At 66.7% G+C, this 18791-nt stretch carries 18 protein-coding genes and 1 pseudogene; 7 read left to right on the top strand and 12 right to left on the bottom strand.

What is annotated here, in order from left to right; genetic code table 11:
- Positions 1–85 precede the first annotated feature (85 nt).
- The gene (locus WBB14_RS33030; protein ID WP_013394848.1) at positions 86–814 is read right to left on the bottom strand and encodes a helix-turn-helix domain-containing protein; all 729 of its coding nucleotides are present in this window, start codon (positions 812–814) and stop codon (positions 86–88) included.
- A gap of 97 nt (positions 815–911) precedes the next feature.
- On the bottom strand, positions 912–1346 hold the full coding sequence (locus tag WBB14_RS33025) for a gamma-glutamylcyclotransferase family protein (protein ID WP_424243502.1): 435 nt from the start codon (positions 1344–1346) through the stop codon (positions 912–914).
- 136 nt (positions 1347–1482) lie between these two features.
- On the opposite strand from WBB14_RS33025, the gene clpB reads away from it, so the two are divergent.
- Positions 1483–4089, top strand: a complete 2607-nt coding sequence (clpB, locus tag WBB14_RS33020; RefSeq protein WP_424243501.1) for an ATP-dependent chaperone ClpB — start codon at positions 1483–1485, stop codon at positions 4087–4089.
- A gap of 151 nt (positions 4090–4240) precedes the next feature.
- On the opposite strand, the gene WBB14_RS33015 is transcribed toward clpB, so the two are convergent.
- The 9 genes from WBB14_RS33015 to WBB14_RS32975 all read right to left on the bottom strand — a co-directional run bounded on the left by WBB14_RS33015 (position 4241) and on the right by WBB14_RS32975 (position 12864).
- Positions 4241–4669, bottom strand: coding sequence for a DUF1641 domain-containing protein (locus tag WBB14_RS33015; protein WP_424243500.1), 429 nt, complete (start codon positions 4667–4669; stop codon positions 4241–4243).
- Complete coding sequence (locus WBB14_RS33010) at positions 4666–5856, bottom strand: NAD(P)/FAD-dependent oxidoreductase (protein WP_424243499.1); 1191 nt, start codon at positions 5854–5856, stop codon at positions 4666–4668. The genes WBB14_RS33015 and WBB14_RS33010 overlap by 4 nt, the downstream gene beginning before the upstream one ends.
- Before the next feature lie 74 nt (positions 5857–5930).
- Positions 5931–6308 carry a Rieske (2Fe-2S) protein gene (locus tag WBB14_RS33005; RefSeq protein ID WP_424243498.1) on the bottom strand — a complete coding sequence of 126 codons (378 nt, stop codon included), beginning with the start codon at positions 6306–6308 and terminating at the stop codon, positions 5931–5933.
- The gene (locus WBB14_RS33000; RefSeq protein ID WP_424243497.1) at positions 6283–7155 is read right to left on the bottom strand and encodes an intradiol ring-cleavage dioxygenase; all 873 of its coding nucleotides are present in this window, start codon (positions 7153–7155) and stop codon (positions 6283–6285) included. The genes WBB14_RS33005 and WBB14_RS33000 overlap by 26 nt, the downstream gene beginning before the upstream one ends.
- Positions 7156–7164: 9 nt before the next feature.
- On the bottom strand, positions 7165–8625 hold the full coding sequence (locus tag WBB14_RS32995) for an aldehyde dehydrogenase family protein (protein ID WP_424243496.1): 1461 nt from the start codon (positions 8623–8625) through the stop codon (positions 7165–7167).
- 32 nt (positions 8626–8657) lie between these two features.
- Complete coding sequence (locus WBB14_RS32990) at positions 8658–9671, bottom strand: hydroxyquinol 1,2-dioxygenase (RefSeq protein WP_424243495.1); 1014 nt, start codon at positions 9669–9671, stop codon at positions 8658–8660.
- 29 nt (positions 9672–9700) lie between these two features.
- Positions 9701–10195 carry a hydroxyquinol 1,2-dioxygenase gene (locus WBB14_RS32985; protein ID WP_424243494.1) on the bottom strand — a complete coding sequence of 165 codons (495 nt, stop codon included), beginning with the start codon at positions 10193–10195 and terminating at the stop codon, positions 9701–9703.
- Between the two features lie 72 nt (positions 10196–10267).
- Positions 10268–11236, bottom strand: a complete 969-nt coding sequence (locus WBB14_RS32980; RefSeq protein WP_424243493.1) for a tripartite tricarboxylate transporter substrate binding protein — start codon at positions 11234–11236, stop codon at positions 10268–10270.
- A 50-nt stretch (positions 11237–11286) separates the two neighbouring features.
- Entirely contained in the window at positions 11287–12864 is a 1578-nt protein-coding gene (locus tag WBB14_RS32975) for an alkaline phosphatase family protein (protein ID WP_424243492.1), read from the bottom strand.
- A 139-nt stretch (positions 12865–13003) separates the two neighbouring features.
- Between WBB14_RS32975 and WBB14_RS32970 the strand changes: the two genes are divergently transcribed.
- The 6 genes from WBB14_RS32970 to WBB14_RS32945 all read left to right on the top strand — a co-directional run bounded on the left by WBB14_RS32970 (position 13004) and on the right by WBB14_RS32945 (position 18496).
- Positions 13004–13822, top strand: a complete 819-nt coding sequence (locus WBB14_RS32970) for an IclR family transcriptional regulator domain-containing protein (protein ID WP_424243491.1) — start codon at positions 13004–13006, stop codon at positions 13820–13822.
- Between the two features lie 289 nt (positions 13823–14111).
- Positions 14112–14987, top strand: coding sequence for an NAD(P)-binding domain-containing protein (locus WBB14_RS32965; RefSeq protein ID WP_424243490.1), 876 nt, complete (start codon positions 14112–14114; stop codon positions 14985–14987).
- 65 nt (positions 14988–15052) lie between these two features.
- Positions 15053–16018, top strand: coding sequence for a Bug family tripartite tricarboxylate transporter substrate binding protein (locus WBB14_RS32960; RefSeq protein WP_424243489.1), 966 nt, complete (start codon positions 15053–15055; stop codon positions 16016–16018).
- 34 nt (positions 16019–16052) lie between these two features.
- Complete coding sequence (locus tag WBB14_RS32955) at positions 16053–16730, top strand: RraA family protein (RefSeq protein ID WP_424243488.1); 678 nt, start codon at positions 16053–16055, stop codon at positions 16728–16730.
- Complete coding sequence (locus WBB14_RS32950) at positions 16727–17773, top strand: hydroxyacid dehydrogenase (RefSeq protein WP_424243487.1); 1047 nt, start codon at positions 16727–16729, stop codon at positions 17771–17773. Before WBB14_RS32955 ends, WBB14_RS32950 begins: the two co-directional genes overlap by 4 nt.
- 72 nt (positions 17774–17845) lie before the next feature.
- Complete coding sequence (locus WBB14_RS32945; RefSeq protein ID WP_424243486.1) at positions 17846–18496, top strand: GntR family transcriptional regulator; 651 nt, start codon at positions 17846–17848, stop codon at positions 18494–18496.
- Positions 18497–18532: 36 nt separating this feature from the next.
- On the opposite strand, the pseudogene WBB14_RS32940 reads toward WBB14_RS32945, so the two are convergent.
- Positions 18533–18791: pseudogene (locus tag WBB14_RS32940) on the bottom strand (TetR/AcrR family transcriptional regulator); the annotation flags it as partial.

Here is an 18791-nt window from a genome sequence, read left to right as displayed (position 1 = left end):
CACCAGGCTGCCAGGGCGCGCATGCGGCCCGGGCGCGCTTGAAGCAGGGGAAGGATGGGCGCGCGGCGCATGGCGCAACGGGCGTTCAGCAGCTCTCTTGGCCCAGCAGCTGCTTGAGCGCGGGCAGGTCCAGGATGCGGACCTCGCGCTGGTTGATCTTGATGAGGCCGTCGCGCGCGAAGCGCGAGAACAGCCGGCTGACCGTTTCCAGGGTCAGGCCGAGGTAGTTGCCGATTTCCTCGCGGCTCATGCGCAGCACGAACTCGGTGGAGGAATAGCCCAGCGACGCATAGCGCTGCGACAGGTTCAGCAGGAACGCGGCCAGGCGCTGTTCGGAGCGCATGGAGCCCAGCGAGGCCAGCATCTGGTGCGAGCGGTTGATCTCGCGGCTCATCAGGCGGCGGAACTGCTGCTGCAGCGAGGGCAGGTGGGCTGCGACCCGGTCGATATCGGCCAGGCGGATGACGCAGACCTCGGAATCTTCCAGCGCGACCGCGGTCGAGACGTGCTTGCCGTCCAGCATGCCGTCCATGCCGACGATTTCGCCGGGCAGGTGAAAGCCGGTGACCTGGATCTGGCCGGTCGCGTCTTCCAGCTGTGTTTTGAGGCTGCCGAAACGCACGCTGTAGACGGCGTCGAGCGGGTGGTTCAGCGAGTAGAGCGGCTTGCCTTTTTCAAGGCGCACGCGCTCCCTGACCAGTTCGTCCAGCTTTTCCACCTCGGCGGCTGCCATGCCCACGGGCACGCACACATGCCCCAGCATGCAGGTGGAGCAGTGGGCGGCATCAGGGGCAACGGGGACCCGTTTTTGCATACGATGACCTCTATAGTGCCCATTGCGCGGACGTATGCCGGAATGGGTGCAAAGCTTAAGACAAGCTGTATTGTAGTCCGTTGTTACTACGGGCGTCTTACCGACCTCCCGGCAGCGGGCGGGCAAGGCGGTAAGCGACCCAGTCGTCGGCGGCGATATCGGCCGCCGCGCCGCGCTGGGCCGGGTCTATCGGGTAGTACTGGCAGCGCAGTTCCGGGGCCGCCACGGGCGATTCCAGGTGCGCCACGACCTCGCGCCGCACGAAGCAACAGGGCTTGCCGGGCTCGTACTCCTCGATTTCGTCCATCAGCGCTACGAGGGCCGGCTCCACCTGGAACACGTCGCCCCGCACCCGCTGGCCGTCGTCGACGGGAATCAGGCCCGGCCAGTCGCCGAAGTCCACCAGCCTGCCCGGCACGCTGGCCCGACCGACGTAGCGGACCGCGGGCAGCCCGCGCCGCGCGGCGGCTTGCGCCAGATCATTGATTTCGCCCGCGCGTAGCGTGCCGTAGACAAAAACGTATATGCTCATAGGTCAGATTGTTGCTGCACGTCGAAAAACCATGGCGCGGGCAAGGTGTTGAAATTCTCGCATCTGGCCGCATATTCAGGATATCGAGCCAGCCGGCACGTATCGGTCAGGCTCCCCAACAAGCCAAACGACCATTATGCGATTCGACAAACTGACCACCAAGTTCCAGCAAGCCCTGGCCGACGCCCAAAGTCTGGCCGCCCGCAACGACCACCCCTATATCGAGCCCATCCACGTGCTCTCCGCCTTGCTGTCGGATTCCGACAGCGGCGCGGGCAGCCTGCTGGCGCGGGCCGGCGTGGCCGTCAACCGGGTGCAGTCGGCCATCGACAGCGCCCTGAAATCCCTGCCGCAGGTGCAGGGCGACGACAACGTCCAGGTCGGCCGCGACCTGCAGGCGGTATTGACTCGCACCGACAAGGAAGCGGCGCGCCGTGGCGATACCTACATCGCGAGCGAACTGTTCCTGTTGGCCCTGGCCGACGACAAGGGCGACGCCGGCCGCATCCTGCGCGACGCGGGCCTGCAAAAGAAGGCCCTGGAGGCCGCGATCGACGCCGTGCGCGGCGGCGAGAACGTCTCCGGCGCGGAAGGCGAGTCCAACCGCGAAGCCCTGTCCAAGTACACCATGGACCTGACCGAGCGCGCCCGCCAGGGCAAGCTCGACCCGGTGATCGGCCGCGATGACGAAATCCGCCGCACCATCCAGATCCTGCAGCGCCGCACCAAGAACAACCCGGTGCTGATCGGCGAGCCCGGCGTGGGCAAGACCGCCATCGTCGAAGGCCTGGCGCAGCGCATCGTCAACGACGAAGTGCCCGAAACCCTGCGTGGCAAGCGCGTGCTGTCGCTGGACCTGGCCGCGCTGCTGGCCGGTGCCAAGTTCCGCGGTGAATTCGAAGAACGCCTGAAGGCCGTGCTGAAGGAGCTGTCGCTGGACGACGGCAGCAACATTGTCTTCATCGACGAACTCCACACCATGGTGGGCGCGGGCAAGGCCGAAGGCGCGATGGACGCGGGCAACATGCTCAAGCCGGCGCTGGCGCGCGGCGAGCTGCATTGCATCGGCGCGACCACGCTGGACGAATACCGCAAGTACATCGAGAAGGACGCGGCGCTGGAGCGGCGCTTCCAGAAGGTGCTGGTCGACGAGCCCGACGTGGAATCCACCATCGCCATCCTGCGCGGCTTGCAGGAGCGCTATGAAATCCACCACGGCGTCGAGATCACCGACCCGGCCATCGTGGCCGCGGCAGAACTCTCGCACCGCTACATCACCGACCGTTTCCTGCCCGACAAGGCCATCGACCTGATCGACGAGGCCGGCGCGCGCATCCGCATGGAAATCGATTCCAAGCCGGAAGTGATGGACAAGCTCGACCGCCGCATCATCCAGCTCAAGATCGAGCGCGAGGCCGTCAAGAAGGAAACCGACGATGCCTCCAAGCGCCGCCTGGGCGTGATCGAGGACGAACTCGAAAAGCTGCAGCGCGAATACAACGACTACGAGGAAATCTGGAAGGCCGAGAAGGCGGCCGTGCAAGGCACGCAGGCCATCAAGGAAGAAATCGACAGCGTGCGCGCTGAAATGGCGGAACTGCAGCGCAAGGGCCAGTTCGACAAGCTGGCGGAGCTGCAGTACGGCAAGCTGCCTGACCTGGAAGCGCGCCTGAAGGCGGCCGAAGTGGGCGCCGCAGAAGCGGCCGAGGACGCCGAGGGCGGCGAAGGGCGTCCGCGCCTGCTGCGCACCCGCGTCGGCGCCGAGGAAATCGCCGAGGTCGTGTCGCGCGCCACCGGCATCCCGGTGTCCAAGATGATGCAGGGCGAACGCGAGAAGCTGCTGCACATGGAGGAATACCTGCACAAGCGCGTGGTGGGGCAGGACGAGGCCGTGCGCCTGGTGTCCGACGCCATCCGGCGTTCGCGCGCCGGGCTGGCGGATCCGTCGCGGCCCTATGGTTCGTTCCTGTTCCTGGGTCCGACCGGCGTGGGCAAGACCGAACTGACGCGCGCCCTGGCCGAGTTCCTGTTCGACTCGGAAGAGCACATGATCCGCATCGACATGAGCGAATTCATGGAGAAGCATTCTGTGGCCCGCCTGATCGGCGCGCCGCCCGGATACGTGGGCTACGAAGAGGGCGGCTACCTGACCGAGGCCGTGCGCCGCAAGCCGTATTCCGTGATCCTGCTGGATGAAGTGGAAAAGGCCCATCCGGACGTCTTCAACGTGCTGTTGCAGGTGCTGGACGACGGCCGCCTGACCGATGGCCAGGGCCGCACCGTGGACTTCCGCAATACCGTCATCGTGATGACGTCGAACCTGGGCTCGCACCATATCCAGAGCCTGGCGGGCAAGCCCTACGACGTGGTCAAGGAAGTGGTGTGGGACGAGCTCAAGCAGACCCTGCGCCCCGAGTTCCTGAACCGCATCGACGAAGTCGTCGTGTTCCATGGCCTGGAAGCGCAGCACATCGAGTCGATCGCCCGCATCCAGTTGCGCCGCCTGGGCGAGCGCCTGGAAAAGCAGGAGATGCGCCTCGAAGTGAGCGAGCCCGCGTTGGCGGAATTGGCCCGTTCCGGTTTCGATCCGGTATTCGGCGCGCGCCCCTTGAAGCGCGCGATCCAGAAGCAGATCGAGAACCCGGTGGCGCGGCTGATCCTGGAAGGCCGCTTCGGCCCGCGCGACGTGGTGCCGGTGGACTGGCAGGACGGGCAGTTCGTGTTCACGCGGACCTTGCAGTAAGCGGGTTGCGCGGGCGGCGAGAGAACCGCCGCGCATTGAACAAACCCCCGGCAGCTGGACTGAAATCCAGCTGCCGGGGGTTTTTACATGTGCGGTCCTGATATCCGCGGATGGCTGCGCGCCATGAGGCGCGCAGCCGCGCGGCGCAGCCTCAGGAGACGTCCGCGTAATCCTTGCGCTGGGCCGCCATCTGCCGGCCCAGCGTTTGCAGCGCCCGCAGCGCCACGGCCATGCCGCGGCGCGTGTCCTCGTCGCGCAGCAGGCCGATAAGGCCCGTCAGGCTCGGCGGGCGGGCTTCCTGCAGCGTGCGGGCATGGGCGTCGCGCAGCGAGTTGGCGGCGGTCCAGGCGGCGCTGCTGGCCTGCTCCGACAACCGCGCCAGCTTTTCCACCATGGACTGATCCAGCAGGTCCACCAGGTCCGAGGCCAGCGACAGCAGGTCGGCGATGTTGTCCAGCCGTCCGGCTTCGGCCAGCAGGCCCAGCCTGTCGGCCAGGGCGCGCGCGCCAGGCCCGCCGCCCAGGAATGCGGATGGCGTATCGGCGGCCTGGGTGGCGCTTGCTTCATGCGGCGCGTTCATAGCATTCCCCTTGCGACGGCCCAGTACAGGCCGCGGTTGAAGCCGTGGCGCAGCAGGCCGCCGAGCTTGGTGGGCGGCGTGGGCAGCACGTCGTGGGTGTAGTCGTACCAGAGCGGCATGCCGGCGTTCAGCCCCATCTGGGCCACCGCCTGCACCCGCCCGTCATAGACGCTGCAAGGGTGGCCCAGGCGGATTTCGGCGGCGATGTTGTTGGCGACCACCGGCGCCTGGTTGTGGCAGGAGCCGCCCGCCTTGCTGACCGGTAAGTCGACGGTGTCGCCGATGACGTAGACGTTCTGCAGCCCGTAGACCTGCAGGGTTTCGTGGTCGGTCGGCAACCAGCCTTCGTTGTTCTCGGCCTGCGACACGCCGGATTCCAGCACCACGTCCACGGCGCGTATCGGCGGCGTGGCCATGAGGATGTCGAAGGGCTGCTCGCCGCCTTCCTCCGAGTAGGCGATGCGCCGCTCCGGATCCACCCGCGACAGCGTGAAGCCGCGCTGGAACTGTATGCCCTTCTGCTCGAAGATGGCGGGCAGCACTTCGCAGGTCGGGCGCTGCAGGAACAGGCAGTTGCGCAGCAGCTGCGAGGTGGTCGGGTAGGTGTAGACGATCTCGATCTTGTCGCGCACGCCGCGCCGCCGCAGGTAGTCGTCCAGCATCAGCGTGGTTTCGATGGGCGCGATGCCGCATTGGTGCGGGACGTTGGGCGTCTTGGGGAAGGTGACGCTGATGAATACCCGCCCGCGTTCGATGCGCGACAGGCGGTCCGCCAGTTGCCTGGCGGGCGCGTACTGGTAGAAATGATCCCCGGCTTCCTTCAGTCCTTCGATGCGTTCGGGGGATGGCACGCAGCCGGTGGCGATGACCAGGTAGTCATAGCCGTAGCGCTTGCCGCTCTGGGTGGAGACTTCCTGGCTGTCGAAGTGAAACCGCGTGACCTTGTCGACGCGGAACTCGATTTCGGGCCGCAGCAGGGAGCGTTCCGGCCGTTTCAGTTCTTCCTGGAAGAAGAGGTTGAAGGCCACATACATGAAAGCCGGTTTGTAGTAGTGATCCGGCGTGTCCGAGATCAGCGTGATGGAGACTTCGTCGCGCGTGATCTCGGGGTACAACTTTCCGGCGAGCTGATTGGCCAGCATGGTGCCGCCTACGCCGCCGCCTACGACAACAATACGCTTGTTCATAAACCACCTCTTATGGAGAGATTCTGAGGGCAAGTGCAATGCGTCTGTGTGTGTAGCAATTGTGGTGGGTTACGTCAACCAGCAGGATCCAGGAGCATGCCGCGGTCGGCATAGACACGTCCCGCGTCCACGAGCAGCGGCTGGGAATCCAGCGCCGCGCCCTGGCAGGGGCCTTCGATGCACAGCCCGTCCTCGAAGCGGAACAGGGCCGAATGATGCGCACACATCAGTACCTGGGCCTCATAGGTCAGGACCATGCCGTGCGCGGCGTTCAGCGTGACGGAGAAGTGCGGGCAGCGGTTCAGGTAGCCCCAGACCGACTGCCCGCGCCGCAGCAGGATTACCGGCTGCGCGCCCAGGTCCACCGTCAATGAACCGCCATCCGGGATGTCCTCAATCCGGCACAGCGCGGCTTCGGCCGCCGGTTCAAGCGCGGGGCAGCACGAAGTCATAGCGTCCCTCATGGAAGTCCGAATCGAATCCATGGCGCTGGCCCAGCGCGGAGTCCGCGCCCTGCCGGCTGTAGTGCAGCACCAGCGAGGGCTTCACGCCGAACACAGCGTCCGACGCGAGATAGGGATCTCCGGCATTGAACAGGTGGGTGACCAGCCGCTGGCGCCCCGGCGCGTCGATCATGAAATGCAGGTGCGCGGGCCGGAAGATGTGGCGGCCGGTGGCCGCCATCATGCGGCCGACAGGACCGTCGCCCGGGATCGGATAGGACACGGGCAGGATGGTGCGGATCGCGAAACTTCCGTCCTCGCCGCTGCGGTAGCGGCCGCGCAGATTGCCGTGTGGCTGGTCCAGGTCCTGGCCCGAGTACATGCCATTGGCGGCCGTCTGCCACACGTCGAGCACGGCGCCAGCCAGCGGCCGGCCCTCGGTGTCGCGGACGTACCCATGTACCAGCGCGGGTTCGCCGGGCGTCTGCGCCATGTCCTCGCCGGCTGCGCGCTCGGGCATGCCGGCGATGTAGAAGGGGCCGAACACCGTGCTTTCGGTGGCCTGGCCCGGCTTGCGGTGGTTGACGGCGTCCACCAGCATCGACACGCCCAGCGTGTCGGACAGCAGGATGAACTCCTGCCGCACCGCGCCGTCACAGGTCTGGCCGGTTTCGGTCAGGAAGCGGATCGCCGCCATCCATTCGGCCTCGGTGGGCTCGACGTCGGCGACGAAGGCGTGCAGGTGCCGCACCAGCGACTGCATCAGCTGGCGCAGCCTGGGGTCCGGCGTCTGGGCAAAGGCGGCGGCGACCGCGTCGGTCAAGGCGGTTTCGGCGTTCGGCTTGGCAGGGTTCATGGCGGCTCCTCAGCGCTTGAAATGCGGCGGCACGGCGGCGTCCACGTTGACCCACACCGACCTGGCTTCAGTGTAGTCATGCATGGCCTCGAAGCCCATTTCGCGGCCGTAGCCAGACTGGCCCACGCCGCCGAACGGGCTGCCGGGATTGACCCGCTTGTAGCAGTTGATCCAGCACATGCCCGCGTGGATGGAACCCGCCAGCTTGTGGGCGCGCGCCAGGTCGCGCGTCCACAGGCCGCTGCCCAGACCGTAGTCGGTGGCGTTGGCAATGGCCAGGGCCTCCTCGTCGCTGCCGAAGCGCAGCACGGTGACGAAGGGGCCGAACACTTCTTCCTGCGCGACGCGGTCCTGCGGCTTGGCTTCGACGATGGTGGGCGCGACGTAGTATCCGCGGGACAGTTCGCCGCCGGGCGCCGTGCCGCCGGCCAGCACGCGCGCGCCCTGTTCGGCGGCGATGCCGGCGTAGGACAGGACCTTGTCGCGGTGCTGGGCCGAGGTCAGCGGGCCCATTTCGGTGTCGGGGGAGCGCGGATCGCCCAGGCGGATGGAGTTCGCCAGCGCGGTGAAGCGCTCCAGGAAGGCATCGGCGATCTTCTCATGCAGCATCAGCCGCGAGCCGGCGATGCAGGCCTGCCCCTGGTTGTGGAAGATGGCCCAGGCTGCGCCGTTGATGGCGGCGTCGAGGTTGGCGTCGTCGAATACGATGTTGGCGCCCTTGCCGCCGAGTTCCAGCTGCACGCGCTTGAGATTGCCCTTGGACGCTTCCACGATGCGGCGGCCGGTGGCGGTGGATCCCGTGAAGGCGATCTTGCCCACGTCCGGATGCTCGGCCAGCCGCTGGCCCGCGCTGTGGCCGTCACCGGGCACCATGTTGACCACGCCGGCGGGAAAGCCCGCTTCGGCCATCAGCTCGGCGATGCGCAGGGTCGACAGGGGCGTGAGTTCAGACGGCTTGAGCACCACCGTGTTGCCAGCCGCCAGCGCAGGTCCCAGCTTCCAGCTGGTGAACATCAGCGGAAAATTCCAGGGCACGATCTGGCCGACCACGCCGATGGGCGCGCGCTGCACATAGTTGAGAAAGCCCGTTTCCACCGGGATGACGCTGCCTTGCAACTTGTCGGCCATGCCGCCGAAGTAGCGGAAGCAGCCGGCGGTGCGCGGCACGTCCAGGCCGCGCGTATCGCGTATCGGGTGGCCGGTGTCCAGCGTTTCCAGCTGCGCCAGTTCTTCCGCGTTGGCTTCGATCAGGTCGGCCAGCTTGAGCAGCAGGCGTCCGCGCTCGGCCGCGGCCATGCGCGCCCAGGCGGGAAAGGCGCGCTTTGCGGCCGCCACGGCGCGGTCCACGTCTTCGGCTTCGGCGGCGGCGATGGCGGTGATGAGGGAACCGTCGTGCGGGTTCAGCACGTCGATCGTGCCGCCAGCGGCCGCGTCCACGAAGCGGCCGTCGATATAGAGTTTGTTCTGCATGGCTCTGGATTCGTTATGAGTGGGGGGCGGATTCAGAACGCGACCGGGTAGGGCGCGAGTTCGCCGGTTTCGTAGCGTTGGGGCAGGTCGGGGGTTGCGTTCTCCCACACCAGCAGCATCGAGCGCTTGGTCGAGTAGCCTTGATGGCGGATGTCGGCGGGCATGGCGCAGATGTCGCCGGCGCGCATGGTGACGCGGGCGCGCGGCGCGCCGGTGTCCTTGTCGCCGATGTCCCAGACGATCTCGTCCGAGAGCTGCAAGAACCATTCGACGCGGTCGTTGCCATGGAACACCGGCAGGATGAATTCCTCGGTGGTCGGGCAGAACAGGCTGGCGCCGCAAACGGACGTGACGGAAGGATTCCAGGTGACGTCCGAGCGCGACAGGTACTTGAACAGGCTGAACGCATGCAGCGCGTCTTCGTAGCCCGGCTCGGCATGGATCTGCGGCTCGTCCTGGGTCACGTCGGCGAAGGCCCGGTTGACCGGCAGGTCGTCGCGCAGCGGCGAGTCTTCCGGCAGGCCCGGCATGCGCCGCGTGGCGATGCGCGAACGCTCGATGGCGGCGATGTTGTCGCCATGCTTGCGGCCGAAGGCCGAGCCGGTCTCCTCGGGGGCCGCAAAGGGATCGAAGCCCTCGTTGGTCCAGTCGTGCAGCATGGCCTTGAAGGTGGCCATGATGAGCGGGGTATCGAAAGTCTCGGTGTAATCCACGTCCGCCGCCTTCATCACGCCGTTGAACGAACCGGCATAGACGTCCACCTTGCCATAGTGGTTGCGTGTGCCGAACACGTGGTCGAAATTGACCCAGCCGTAGAAGAAGCCCCAGGCGACGTCGCGCATCAGGGCGCGCAGGAAGGCATCGGCCGGGATCGCGTGGGTGCGGATCTGGCCTTTGGAGGGCCAGTGCACCTTGACGAAGTATTCGTCGCGGATGAAGGTGAACGCGCCGAGATCGAAGCGCTTGTAGCCGGTGGCGGCGTCGGCGGCGCCGGCCGCGACTTTGCCGGCGGCGAAGGAGGGGGTGTGCGTATCCAGCATGGCCATATCGGTACTCCTGAAGGAAAAGAGGGGGCTTATTGCAGGCAGATGTCCGCCCACTTCTCGACGGACAGCTCGCCCGCGCGGGTCTGTATCAGCAGCACGCCCGGATACGGCGCGGTGAATCGGTAGGCGCAGCCGGCAGGCAGCAGGCATTGGTGTCCGCGGCCCAGCAGTACGCGGCCCATGGGCTTGCCAGCGGGAGCCTGGCCCGCCAGCACGCTGCCGTCCGCGGCGGCGGGCGGCTGGTCCAGGGCCAGGAACTCGACCTGGGCCTGGCCGTCCATCAGGATGGCGAACTCGTCATGGCTGCAGGCGTACCAGGGCGACTGGCCCTCGGCGCGCAGGGTTTCGATGACGTACTCCAGGTTCTTGCCGACCACGACCTTTTCGTATGGCGCGGAGCTCGCGGCCACCTCGAAGATGTTGGAAAAGACGTAGTGGCGCGGCGAGCCCTGTGTGATCTCGATCGAGCCCTTGCGGTAGCCCTTCAGCGAACCGAAGACGGTGGTGGATGTTGCTGCGTTCATGTGGCCTCCTGTGTCGGGGGATGCCGCCCGCGCGGCGGAAGTGGCGCGGACGGCGGGAGCGGGGCGGGCGTGTCAGTCCACCTTGAGCTTGATCTTGCGGATGACGCCGGTCCATTTCGCGGCGTCCTCGCGCAGGCGCAGCGCGGTGGCGTCGGGCGATTCGGGCCGTGGATCCAGGTCGTTGCCTTGCAGCTTCTGCTTCACCTCGGGAAGCGCCAGGGCGCGCGCCACTTCCTCGTTCATGCGCTGCACGATGGCGGCCGGCGTGCCCTTGGGCGCGAACAGCATTTCGCGGAAGGTGGCGTCGTAGCCTGCCACGCCCGCCTGCTGCATGGTCGGCACGTCCGGCGCCTGGACCGAGCGCGCGCTGCCCGACACCGCCAGCCCGTGGAGCTTGCCGGCCGCGACGTAGGGCGCGACCACGGGCGACGCCAGATAGCCGCAGGGCACCTGCCCGGCCAGCACGTCCTGGGTGGCGGGCGACGGCCCCTTGTAGGGCACGTGCAGGACGTCCAGTCCCGCGCCCGACAGATATAGCTCCATGGCCAGATGGCCCGGCACGCCCTGGCCGCCGGAGGCGTAGCTGAGCGCGCCGGGCGTCTTCCTGGCCTGCGCGTCCAGCTGCGCCAGCGTGCGCAGGCCGGAAGCGGGCGAGCACACCAGCATCTGGTTGAAGTTCGCCAGCGCGACCACCGGTGTCAGGTCATCGGCCTTGAAGTTCAGCTTGCGGTAGATGGCCGGATTGATGGTGACGACGGTGTCCGGCGCCTCCAGGAAGGTGTAGCCGTCGGCGGGCGACCGGACCACGGCTTCCGCACCGATATTGCCGCCCGCGCCGGGACGGTTCTCGACGATGAGCGGCTGCTTCAGCGACTGTCCCACCGCGTCGGCCACGATGCGCACGGCCGTGTCGCCCGGCGATCCCGCGGGAAATGCGACCACGATGCGGATGGCACGCGTGGGCCACTCCTCCTTCGGCTGGGCGTGCGATGCCGTGCTGGCGGCCACACAGGCTGCCAGCGCAAGTAAATGCGGTTTCATGCTGTCTCCTGACGTTTGTTTTCCAGGCGCCCTGGTCCGGGCGCGCTGCGCTACCACCTGCCGATATGGATGCCGACCGACTCCTCCTTGCGTGACCATCCCGTCATGGCGGCGTGGCTGACCGTGGGGTGGATCTTGCGATTGCGCAGCCAGTCGAACAGCATGGCCTGGTAGCGTTCCCGGATGGGCGCGTGCGCGGGATCCGCGCCCAGGTCGTCGTATTCGTCGGGGTCGGCGCGCAAGTTGAATAGCTGCGGGCGCAGGCCTTCGAAATGGACGTACTTCCATTCGTGGTCGCGCACCATGATGGTGTGGCAGCCGTCGGCGGGGCGGCCCAGCGGCTCGCGCACGAAGTCGCGGAACGCGTAGTTGTTTTCCGAGTACACGGCGCGGCGCCAGTCGGCGGGTTCCTCGCCGCGCAGCAGCGGCAGCAGGGAACGCCCTTCCAGGATGTGGTCGGGGATCTCCGCGCCCAGCGCGTCCAGGATGGTGGGGACCAGGTCTATGGCTTCCACCAGCCGCGATTCCACCGCGCCGCGCCGCGCACTGTCGCCAGGCAGGCGCACGATCAGCGGCACCTTGGCCACGCAGTCGTGGAACAGCTCTTTTTCACCCAGGTAGTGATCGCCCAGGTAGTCGCCATGGTCGCTGCAGAAGATGACCATGGTGTCCTGGTCGCGGCCGCTGCGCCGCAGATAGTCGAACAGCACGCCCAGCTGGTCGTCGACCTGCTTGATCAGGCCCATGTAGGTGGGTATCACGGTCTCGCGCATCTGGTCGCAGGAAAAGTTCCGGCTGACCTCGGCCTGCCGAAAGCCTTGCAGCACGGGATGCGCGTTGTCCAGTTCGCGCGTCACGCGCTTGGCCGTCAGCATGTCGTCGGTCGAATACATGGCGTGGTAAGGCGCGGGCGCGACATAGGGCCAGTGCGGCTTGATGTAGGACAGGTGCAGCACCCAGGGCTGCTCGCCGCTCTGCTCCATGAACTCGATCGCGCGACGCGTCATGTAGGGCGTTTCGGAGTCCGCCTCGGCGACGCGCGCCGGCAGGCCGGCATAGCGCATGTTCCAGCCGGACAGGATCTCGCCGTTGGCGCCCAGCGCCGAATTGGCGTGGTCGTGCCAGGGGTTGGCGCCGGCATAGCCTTGCTGGCGCAGGTATTGCGTATACCGGTGCGATTCATCGCTGAAGCCCGGCGGCCAGATGCCGTCGTCGCGGTCGTAGGGCTCGAACCCGCCTTCCGCCGCCAGGATGCCTGTCGCGCTCGCCGGGTCCATGCCCAGGCGCCGCATGCCGGCCTTGTCGGCCTCCACGTGGGTCTTGCCCGCCACGGCCACGCGCACGCCCAGCGGACGCAGATAGTCGCCCAGCGTCATTTCGCTGACGGGCATGGGCACGAAGTTCCACACGGCGCCGTGGCTGGTGACATAGCGGCCGGTGTAATAGGACATGCGCGACGGGCCGCAGACCGGCCCCTGCACGAAGGCATTATCGAAGCGCACGCCTTCGGCGGCCAGACGGTCGATGTTGGGAGTGCGCAGGCGCGGGTGCCCATAGCAGGACAGGTAGTCCCAGCGCAGTTGGTCGCACATGATCCAGAGCACATTGCGTACAGCCTGTCCGCTCATTCCCGCCTCTCGTCCTGTTCCGCCAGCCACCACGGCTTGCGATAGACGCCACGATATTTCGCGGGGGCTGGGCGGCTCAAGCAGGTTTTGCTAGAGTTTCACTCAGTGAAATTTTCAGATGTGCGGAAAGAGAGGCGCAATGAGCCGTTGGACGCCGAAGGTAAAGACGATAGACGCGCTGGAGCGCGGCCTGATCGTGCTGGATGAAGTGCGCGCCACACAGGGCGCAAGCCTGCAGGAATTGCATGTACGCACCGGCTACGCCAAGGCCACGCTGCTGCGCATCCTGGCGACGCTGCAATTGCGCGGGCTGATCTGGCGGCGGATCGCCGACGACTATTTCTGCCCAGCCAGCTCGCTCAACGAACCCAGCCGGCGCGCGCGCGTGCTGGACCTGCTGGGCCAGTGCGCGGCGCCCGAGCTGGACCGCCTGCAGGCGGAGGTGCTATGGCCGTCGGACCTGACGGTGCGTCGCGGCAGCGCCATGATCGTGCGGGAAACCAACCGCAGTCAGTCGTACTTCACCATCCGCCGCGACAACATCGGCTTCCAGATCAACATGCTGCGCTCCGCGGTGGGACGCGCCTATCTGGCGTTCTGCGCCGACAAGGAGCGCGATTCGATCCTGGAGGCGTTGCGCCGCAGCCGCCGCGAGGGCGATGCGTTGGCGCACGATTGCGCCGCCGTGGCCAAGCTGCTGGAGCAGACGCGCCGCCAGGGCTACGCCCTGCGCGAGCAACGCTTCGGCGGCGATTACGACAAGACCCGCAAGGACCAGAACGACAGGCTGGAGGCCATTGCCGTGCCCATCATGGCCGCGCCGGGAAAGCTGTACGGCTGCGTCAACATCGTGTGGATCCAGGGCGTGCGCTCGACCGGACAGATGGTGGAGCAGTGCCTGGAACCGCTGTGTCGCACGGCGCGAACCATCTCCGCCGGCATGAGCCGGCGCGCCTGACGCGTCGGGGAATCCACTGCCGCGGTTGCCCGCCGGGCAGCCGCGCGCATTGCGTCATTCTCATCTCTGAATGACCGCTATCCATCGTTAGTACATGCGCCGATCGGGCGTCCGTCGCTCTCGGCGGGCCGCCTGCGCGCGTCCGATTTCAATGGTCTGGGAGTACGGTGAGGATCAGTTATGTTTTTTTAATGTACTAAAAATAAAGAAATCCTAGGGTTTATACGAATAATAAGTGCAAATTTTTCATTCTATAAAGCATAATTGTTTTTTTATTGTATTTATAGAGATGAAAATTGCTCTACTGGGCTGCGGCGAGGTCGGTTCCTGCTATGCGCAAGCATGGAGCGCCGCCGGGCATACGTTGGTCGCGATCTGCGAGTTGCGGCAGGACGAGGAAATGGCGGGACGCGCCCGGCGTCATGGCGCCGGATTGCACGCCGCGCCAGGCGCGTGGCTGGGCGAGGCTGACATCGTGGTGTCGGCGGTCTATGGCCACGCGGCACTGGAGATGGCGCGGCAGAGCTTCCCGCACATGCGCCAGGACGCGGTCTACGCCGACTTCACGACAGCCAGCGCGCCCGACATGCAGGCCGCCTCGGCGGCCGCCGCCGAACGGAATATCGACTTCACCGACGTCGCGATCATGGGCGCCATTGCCCTGCTGGCGGAGCGTACGCCCTTGCTTTGCGCCGGGACCGGCACGGACGCGGTGCTGCGGCTGGCCGAGAGCGGCGGGGCGCCGGCGCGCGCCATACTAGGAGCGGCGGGCGACGCAGTGCGCCTGAAACTGCTGCGCAGCATCATGACCAAGGGCATGGAAAGCCTGGCGGTGGAATGCCTGGTGGCGGCCGAGTCCATGGGGTTGAGAGCCTCGCTTTACGAGGTACTGGCGGACATCGACCAGACGCCGCTTACGGCCTTCATGGATTCGTTTGTCCGATCCCACGTGCTGCATGCGCAGCGCCGGCAGGCGGAAGTCCGCGAGGCCCGCGAGCAACTGATCGGGGCGGGACTGGAGCCCCTGGTCCTCGATGGCGTCGAACGGCTTTTCAGCCGGACCAGCCAAGGCATCCTGGATGCGCGAGCGGACGGAAATTTCAATCTGCCGGATTCGGTCGAGGCGCGCCTGGCCTGGCTGACGGCTTTGGCGCGCGAGCGCTGAGCGCCGCGCTACAGCGCGACGCAGCGACGGCATATCCAACAAGAATCAACTGTGCGAGGAAGACAATGAAGGTTCTGAAGAAACTCCTGGCGGCAACGCTCGTGCTGGGCTGCGCCGCCGCGAACGCGGCGGATATGGGCACGGCGCCCATCACGCTCATTTCCCCATTCCCGCCCGGTGGCGGCACCGATACGCTGACCCGCATGATCGGCAGCGCGATCGGCCAGGACCAGGGCTGGAACATGGTGGTGGAGAACAAGCCGGGCGCCGGCGGCAACCTGGCGCTGGACGCCACCGCCCGCGCGCGTCCGGATGGACATACGCTGGTGATGGCCCAGACCGACAACATCGTGCTGAATCCCTGGCTCTACAACAAGCTCAGCTACGACACGTTCAAGGATTTCAGGCCTGTCGGCCCCGTGGCCACGTCACCGAGCGTTTTCGTGGTTTTGCCCGAATCCCCGTTCAAGACGGTCGGCGATGTGGTCAAGGCGGCACAGGCTCGCCCTGGCGTGGTTTCGCTTGGCATACCCGGCATCGGCGGCACCGGCGACCTGACCGGCTATCTCTGGCGCAAGGCGGCGAACATGGAGTTGATGCACGTGCCTTACCGGGGCTGGGGCCAGGCGTTCCCGGATCTGGCCAGCGGCCGCATCGACATGTATGTGGGCTCGGTGGCTTCGCTGCTGCCGCAGATCCGCGGCGGCAAGGTCCGCGCGCTGGCCGTGGTCGCCAAGGAGCGCGCGCCGGCCCTGCCCGACGTGCCCACGTTCGCGGAAAGCGGATTCAAGACGATAGACCAATCGATCTGGTGGGGCCTGATGGCGCCCGCCAGGACGCCGGATGACGTGATCGCCGCGCTGAACCAGGCCTTGCAGCGTGTCCAGTCCCAACCAGAGTTGGTGAAAAAACTGGAAGACGCCGGCTATAGCGTGCTCAAGGGCGCGCCCGAGGACCTGGCTCGCCAGCACCGCGCGGACCACGAGATCTTCGGCAAGGTCGTGCAGGACGCCGGCATTCCTAAACAGTAATGGCAACGCATGGCAATTTCCGACAGGAGCAAACATGATCGGTTTTGAGATCCACGCCCGCAAGCGTGCGGCGAGCAAGCAAACCGTGGACAAGTTCAAAGGCGTGCCGGTCGCCAACATCAGCGACTGCATGTCGCGGATGACGGCCGGCGGCGCGCGCCTGCAGCCCATGCACGATGGCAGCCCGCTTGCGGGTCCGGCCCTGACCGTGCGCACCCGTCCTGGCGACAATCTGCTGGTGCACAAGGCGCTTGATCTGGCGCAGCCCGGCGACGTGATCGTGGTGGATGCGGGCGGCGACCTGACCAACGCCATCATCGGCGAAATCATGACCAGCTACGCGCAGACGCGCGGCATCGCCGGCATCGTGATCAATGGCGCGATCCGCGATAGCGGCACGATCCGCCGCGGTCCGTTTCCGGTCTATGCGGCTGGCGTGACCCACCGGGGACCCTACAAGGATGGGCCTGGCGAGATCAACTGCGTCATTGCCCTGGATGGCATGACGATAGCCCCGGGCGACTTGATCCTGGGCGACGAGGATGGCCTGCTGTCGATTCCGTTCGAGCAGACGGAGGCGGTCTACCTGGCTGCCCAGTCCAAGCACGAACTGGAAACGAGGATGCTGGCGGACATCGCGGCGGGATCGCTGGATACGTCCTGGGTCGATGCCCGGCTCAAGCAGCTGGGATGCGCCGAGGCGCAGTCGTGAGCCAGGCTGCGCGACTGTCGGACAGGATGCGCATCGTTCGGCTGGATCTCTGGATCGACCCTGCGTTCGATGCTTGCATCAAGGGCGAGCCGGGCTTGAGCGTCGAAGTGCTGCCTGCGCGCGACGAGGCGATCACGGCGGCGGGACTGGCCGGCGCGCAGGCCTACCATGTCAGCGCGGCCAAGGATGAAGTCCCCGCGCGCTGGCAGGTTTCGGCAAGCTTGCTGGCGCGGTGCCCGGCGCTGCTTTGCGTTTCGTCGGGCGGCGCGGGCTACGACACCGTGGACGTGGCGGCCTGCACGCGGGCCGGGGTGGCGGTGGTGAACCAGGCCGGCGCCAACGCCGCGTCAGTGGCGGAAATGACGTTCGCCTTGCTGCTGTCGCTGGTCAAGCGCCTGCGTGAATCCCAGGCCGCGCTGCTGGCGGGATCCGCCGCCTCGCGCGAGGCCCTGATGGGGCGCGAGATCGAAGGGCGCGTGCTGGGCATCGTGGGCCTCGGTGAGATCGGCCGCCGAGTGGCGCGCATCGCCACCGGCTTCGGCATGCGGGTGATGGCATGCGACCCGCTGCTTACGCGCGAGGAAATCCGCACCCGCGGCGCCGAGCCCGTGAGTCTGCCGCAACTGCTCGAACAGGCCGACGTGGTGAGTTTGCACTGCCCGCTGAACGACGACACGCGGGGCATGATTGGGACCGACGCGTACGCCAGGATGCGTCCCGGCGCGCTGTTCATTTCCACCGCGCGCGGCGGGATCCATGATGAGCAGGCGCTGCTTTCGGCCTTGCAGGATGGGCGGCTGGCGGGAGCAGGGCTGGATGTCTGGAGCCAGGAACCTCCCCCGCCCGGGCATGGCCTGCTGCAGCGTTCCGATGTCGTGGCAACCTACCACACCGGAGGCGTCACGCACGAAGGCCGGCGCAAGGTTGCGCAAGGATCCGCCAGCCAGATCATGGAAATGTTGGCCGGACGCCGGCCCTCCCGGCTGCTGAATCCGGAGGTCTGGCCCAGATTCCTGGAGCGGCTCGGGCAACGCCAGCGTTGACGCGGCCAGGCGCGATTGCCGGATAGGCTTCCGGTATAGTTCGACAACCCTGATCTGGAGTCATGCGCCATCATGTCGAGCGCCCGCGATTACGTTTATGCAGAGTTGCGCCGCCGCTTGATGGCAGGCTCTTTCATGCCCGGCGAACGCCTGCGCGAAGAGCACATTGCGGCCGAACTTTCCGTCAGCCGGACGCCGGTGCGCAGCGCGATCGAACGCCTGGTGACAGACGGCCTGGTCAAGCACGAAGGCCGGCGCGGAGCCGTGGTGCTGGGCTGGCAAGACCGGGACATCGACGAAGCGTTCGAACTGCGCATGCTGCTTGAACCGTATTCCGCCAAGGCCGCCGCCGAACGGGCCAGTCCGGAGCAGATCTCCGAACTCGAGCGCATCAATCAGTGCATGCTCGATGCCATCAACGCCGAGGCTCCCGACAGCGTCGCGCAGGTGCAGCACTTCAATAACCAGTTCCACCACGCGCTGCTCGAAGCGGCGCAATCCGCCCGGGTGCGGTCCATGGTGGAAAGCCTGCTGGACATGCCGATCATCATCGGCTCGTTCTACTTCTACACCAAGGACGACATGCTGCGCAGCGTGGAGCATCATCGTCAGATCATCGCGGCGCTGCGCGCGCGCGACGCCGAATGCGCCCAGATCGCCATGCGCTTCCACCTGGCTTCTACGCACCTGCTGTTCCGCAGCCACCGCAAGTCGGGCCAGTAAGCGGCGGGGTTACTTCCGAGCGGGCTTTCCAGGCAGTCAATTTCCGGATCGGGCCTCGGCCAGCGCCTGCGCGATGATGGCCTGGGCGGTCCAGCGCGCCACGTCCGTGAGTTCGGGCAGCTCCAGTTTCCAGATGTCCTTCAGCACCAGGAACACCTCGGTGCCGTAGACCAGCGACAGGGCCTGGGCCACCCGGTCCTGTTGGGCCGGCGTCAGCTCGGGCGCCAGCGGCGCGATGGCGCGCCGGAGGATGTCGACGCGGTGGCCGCGCACCAGCCGGGGTTCGGCGCCGGCG

The organism is Achromobacter sp., assembly GCF_049647645.1.
Classification (GTDB): domain Bacteria; phylum Pseudomonadota; class Gammaproteobacteria; order Burkholderiales; family Burkholderiaceae_B; genus Achromobacter.
Note: the sequence above shows the minus strand (reverse complement) of the source record. Positions and strands in the feature narration are given on the sequence as shown.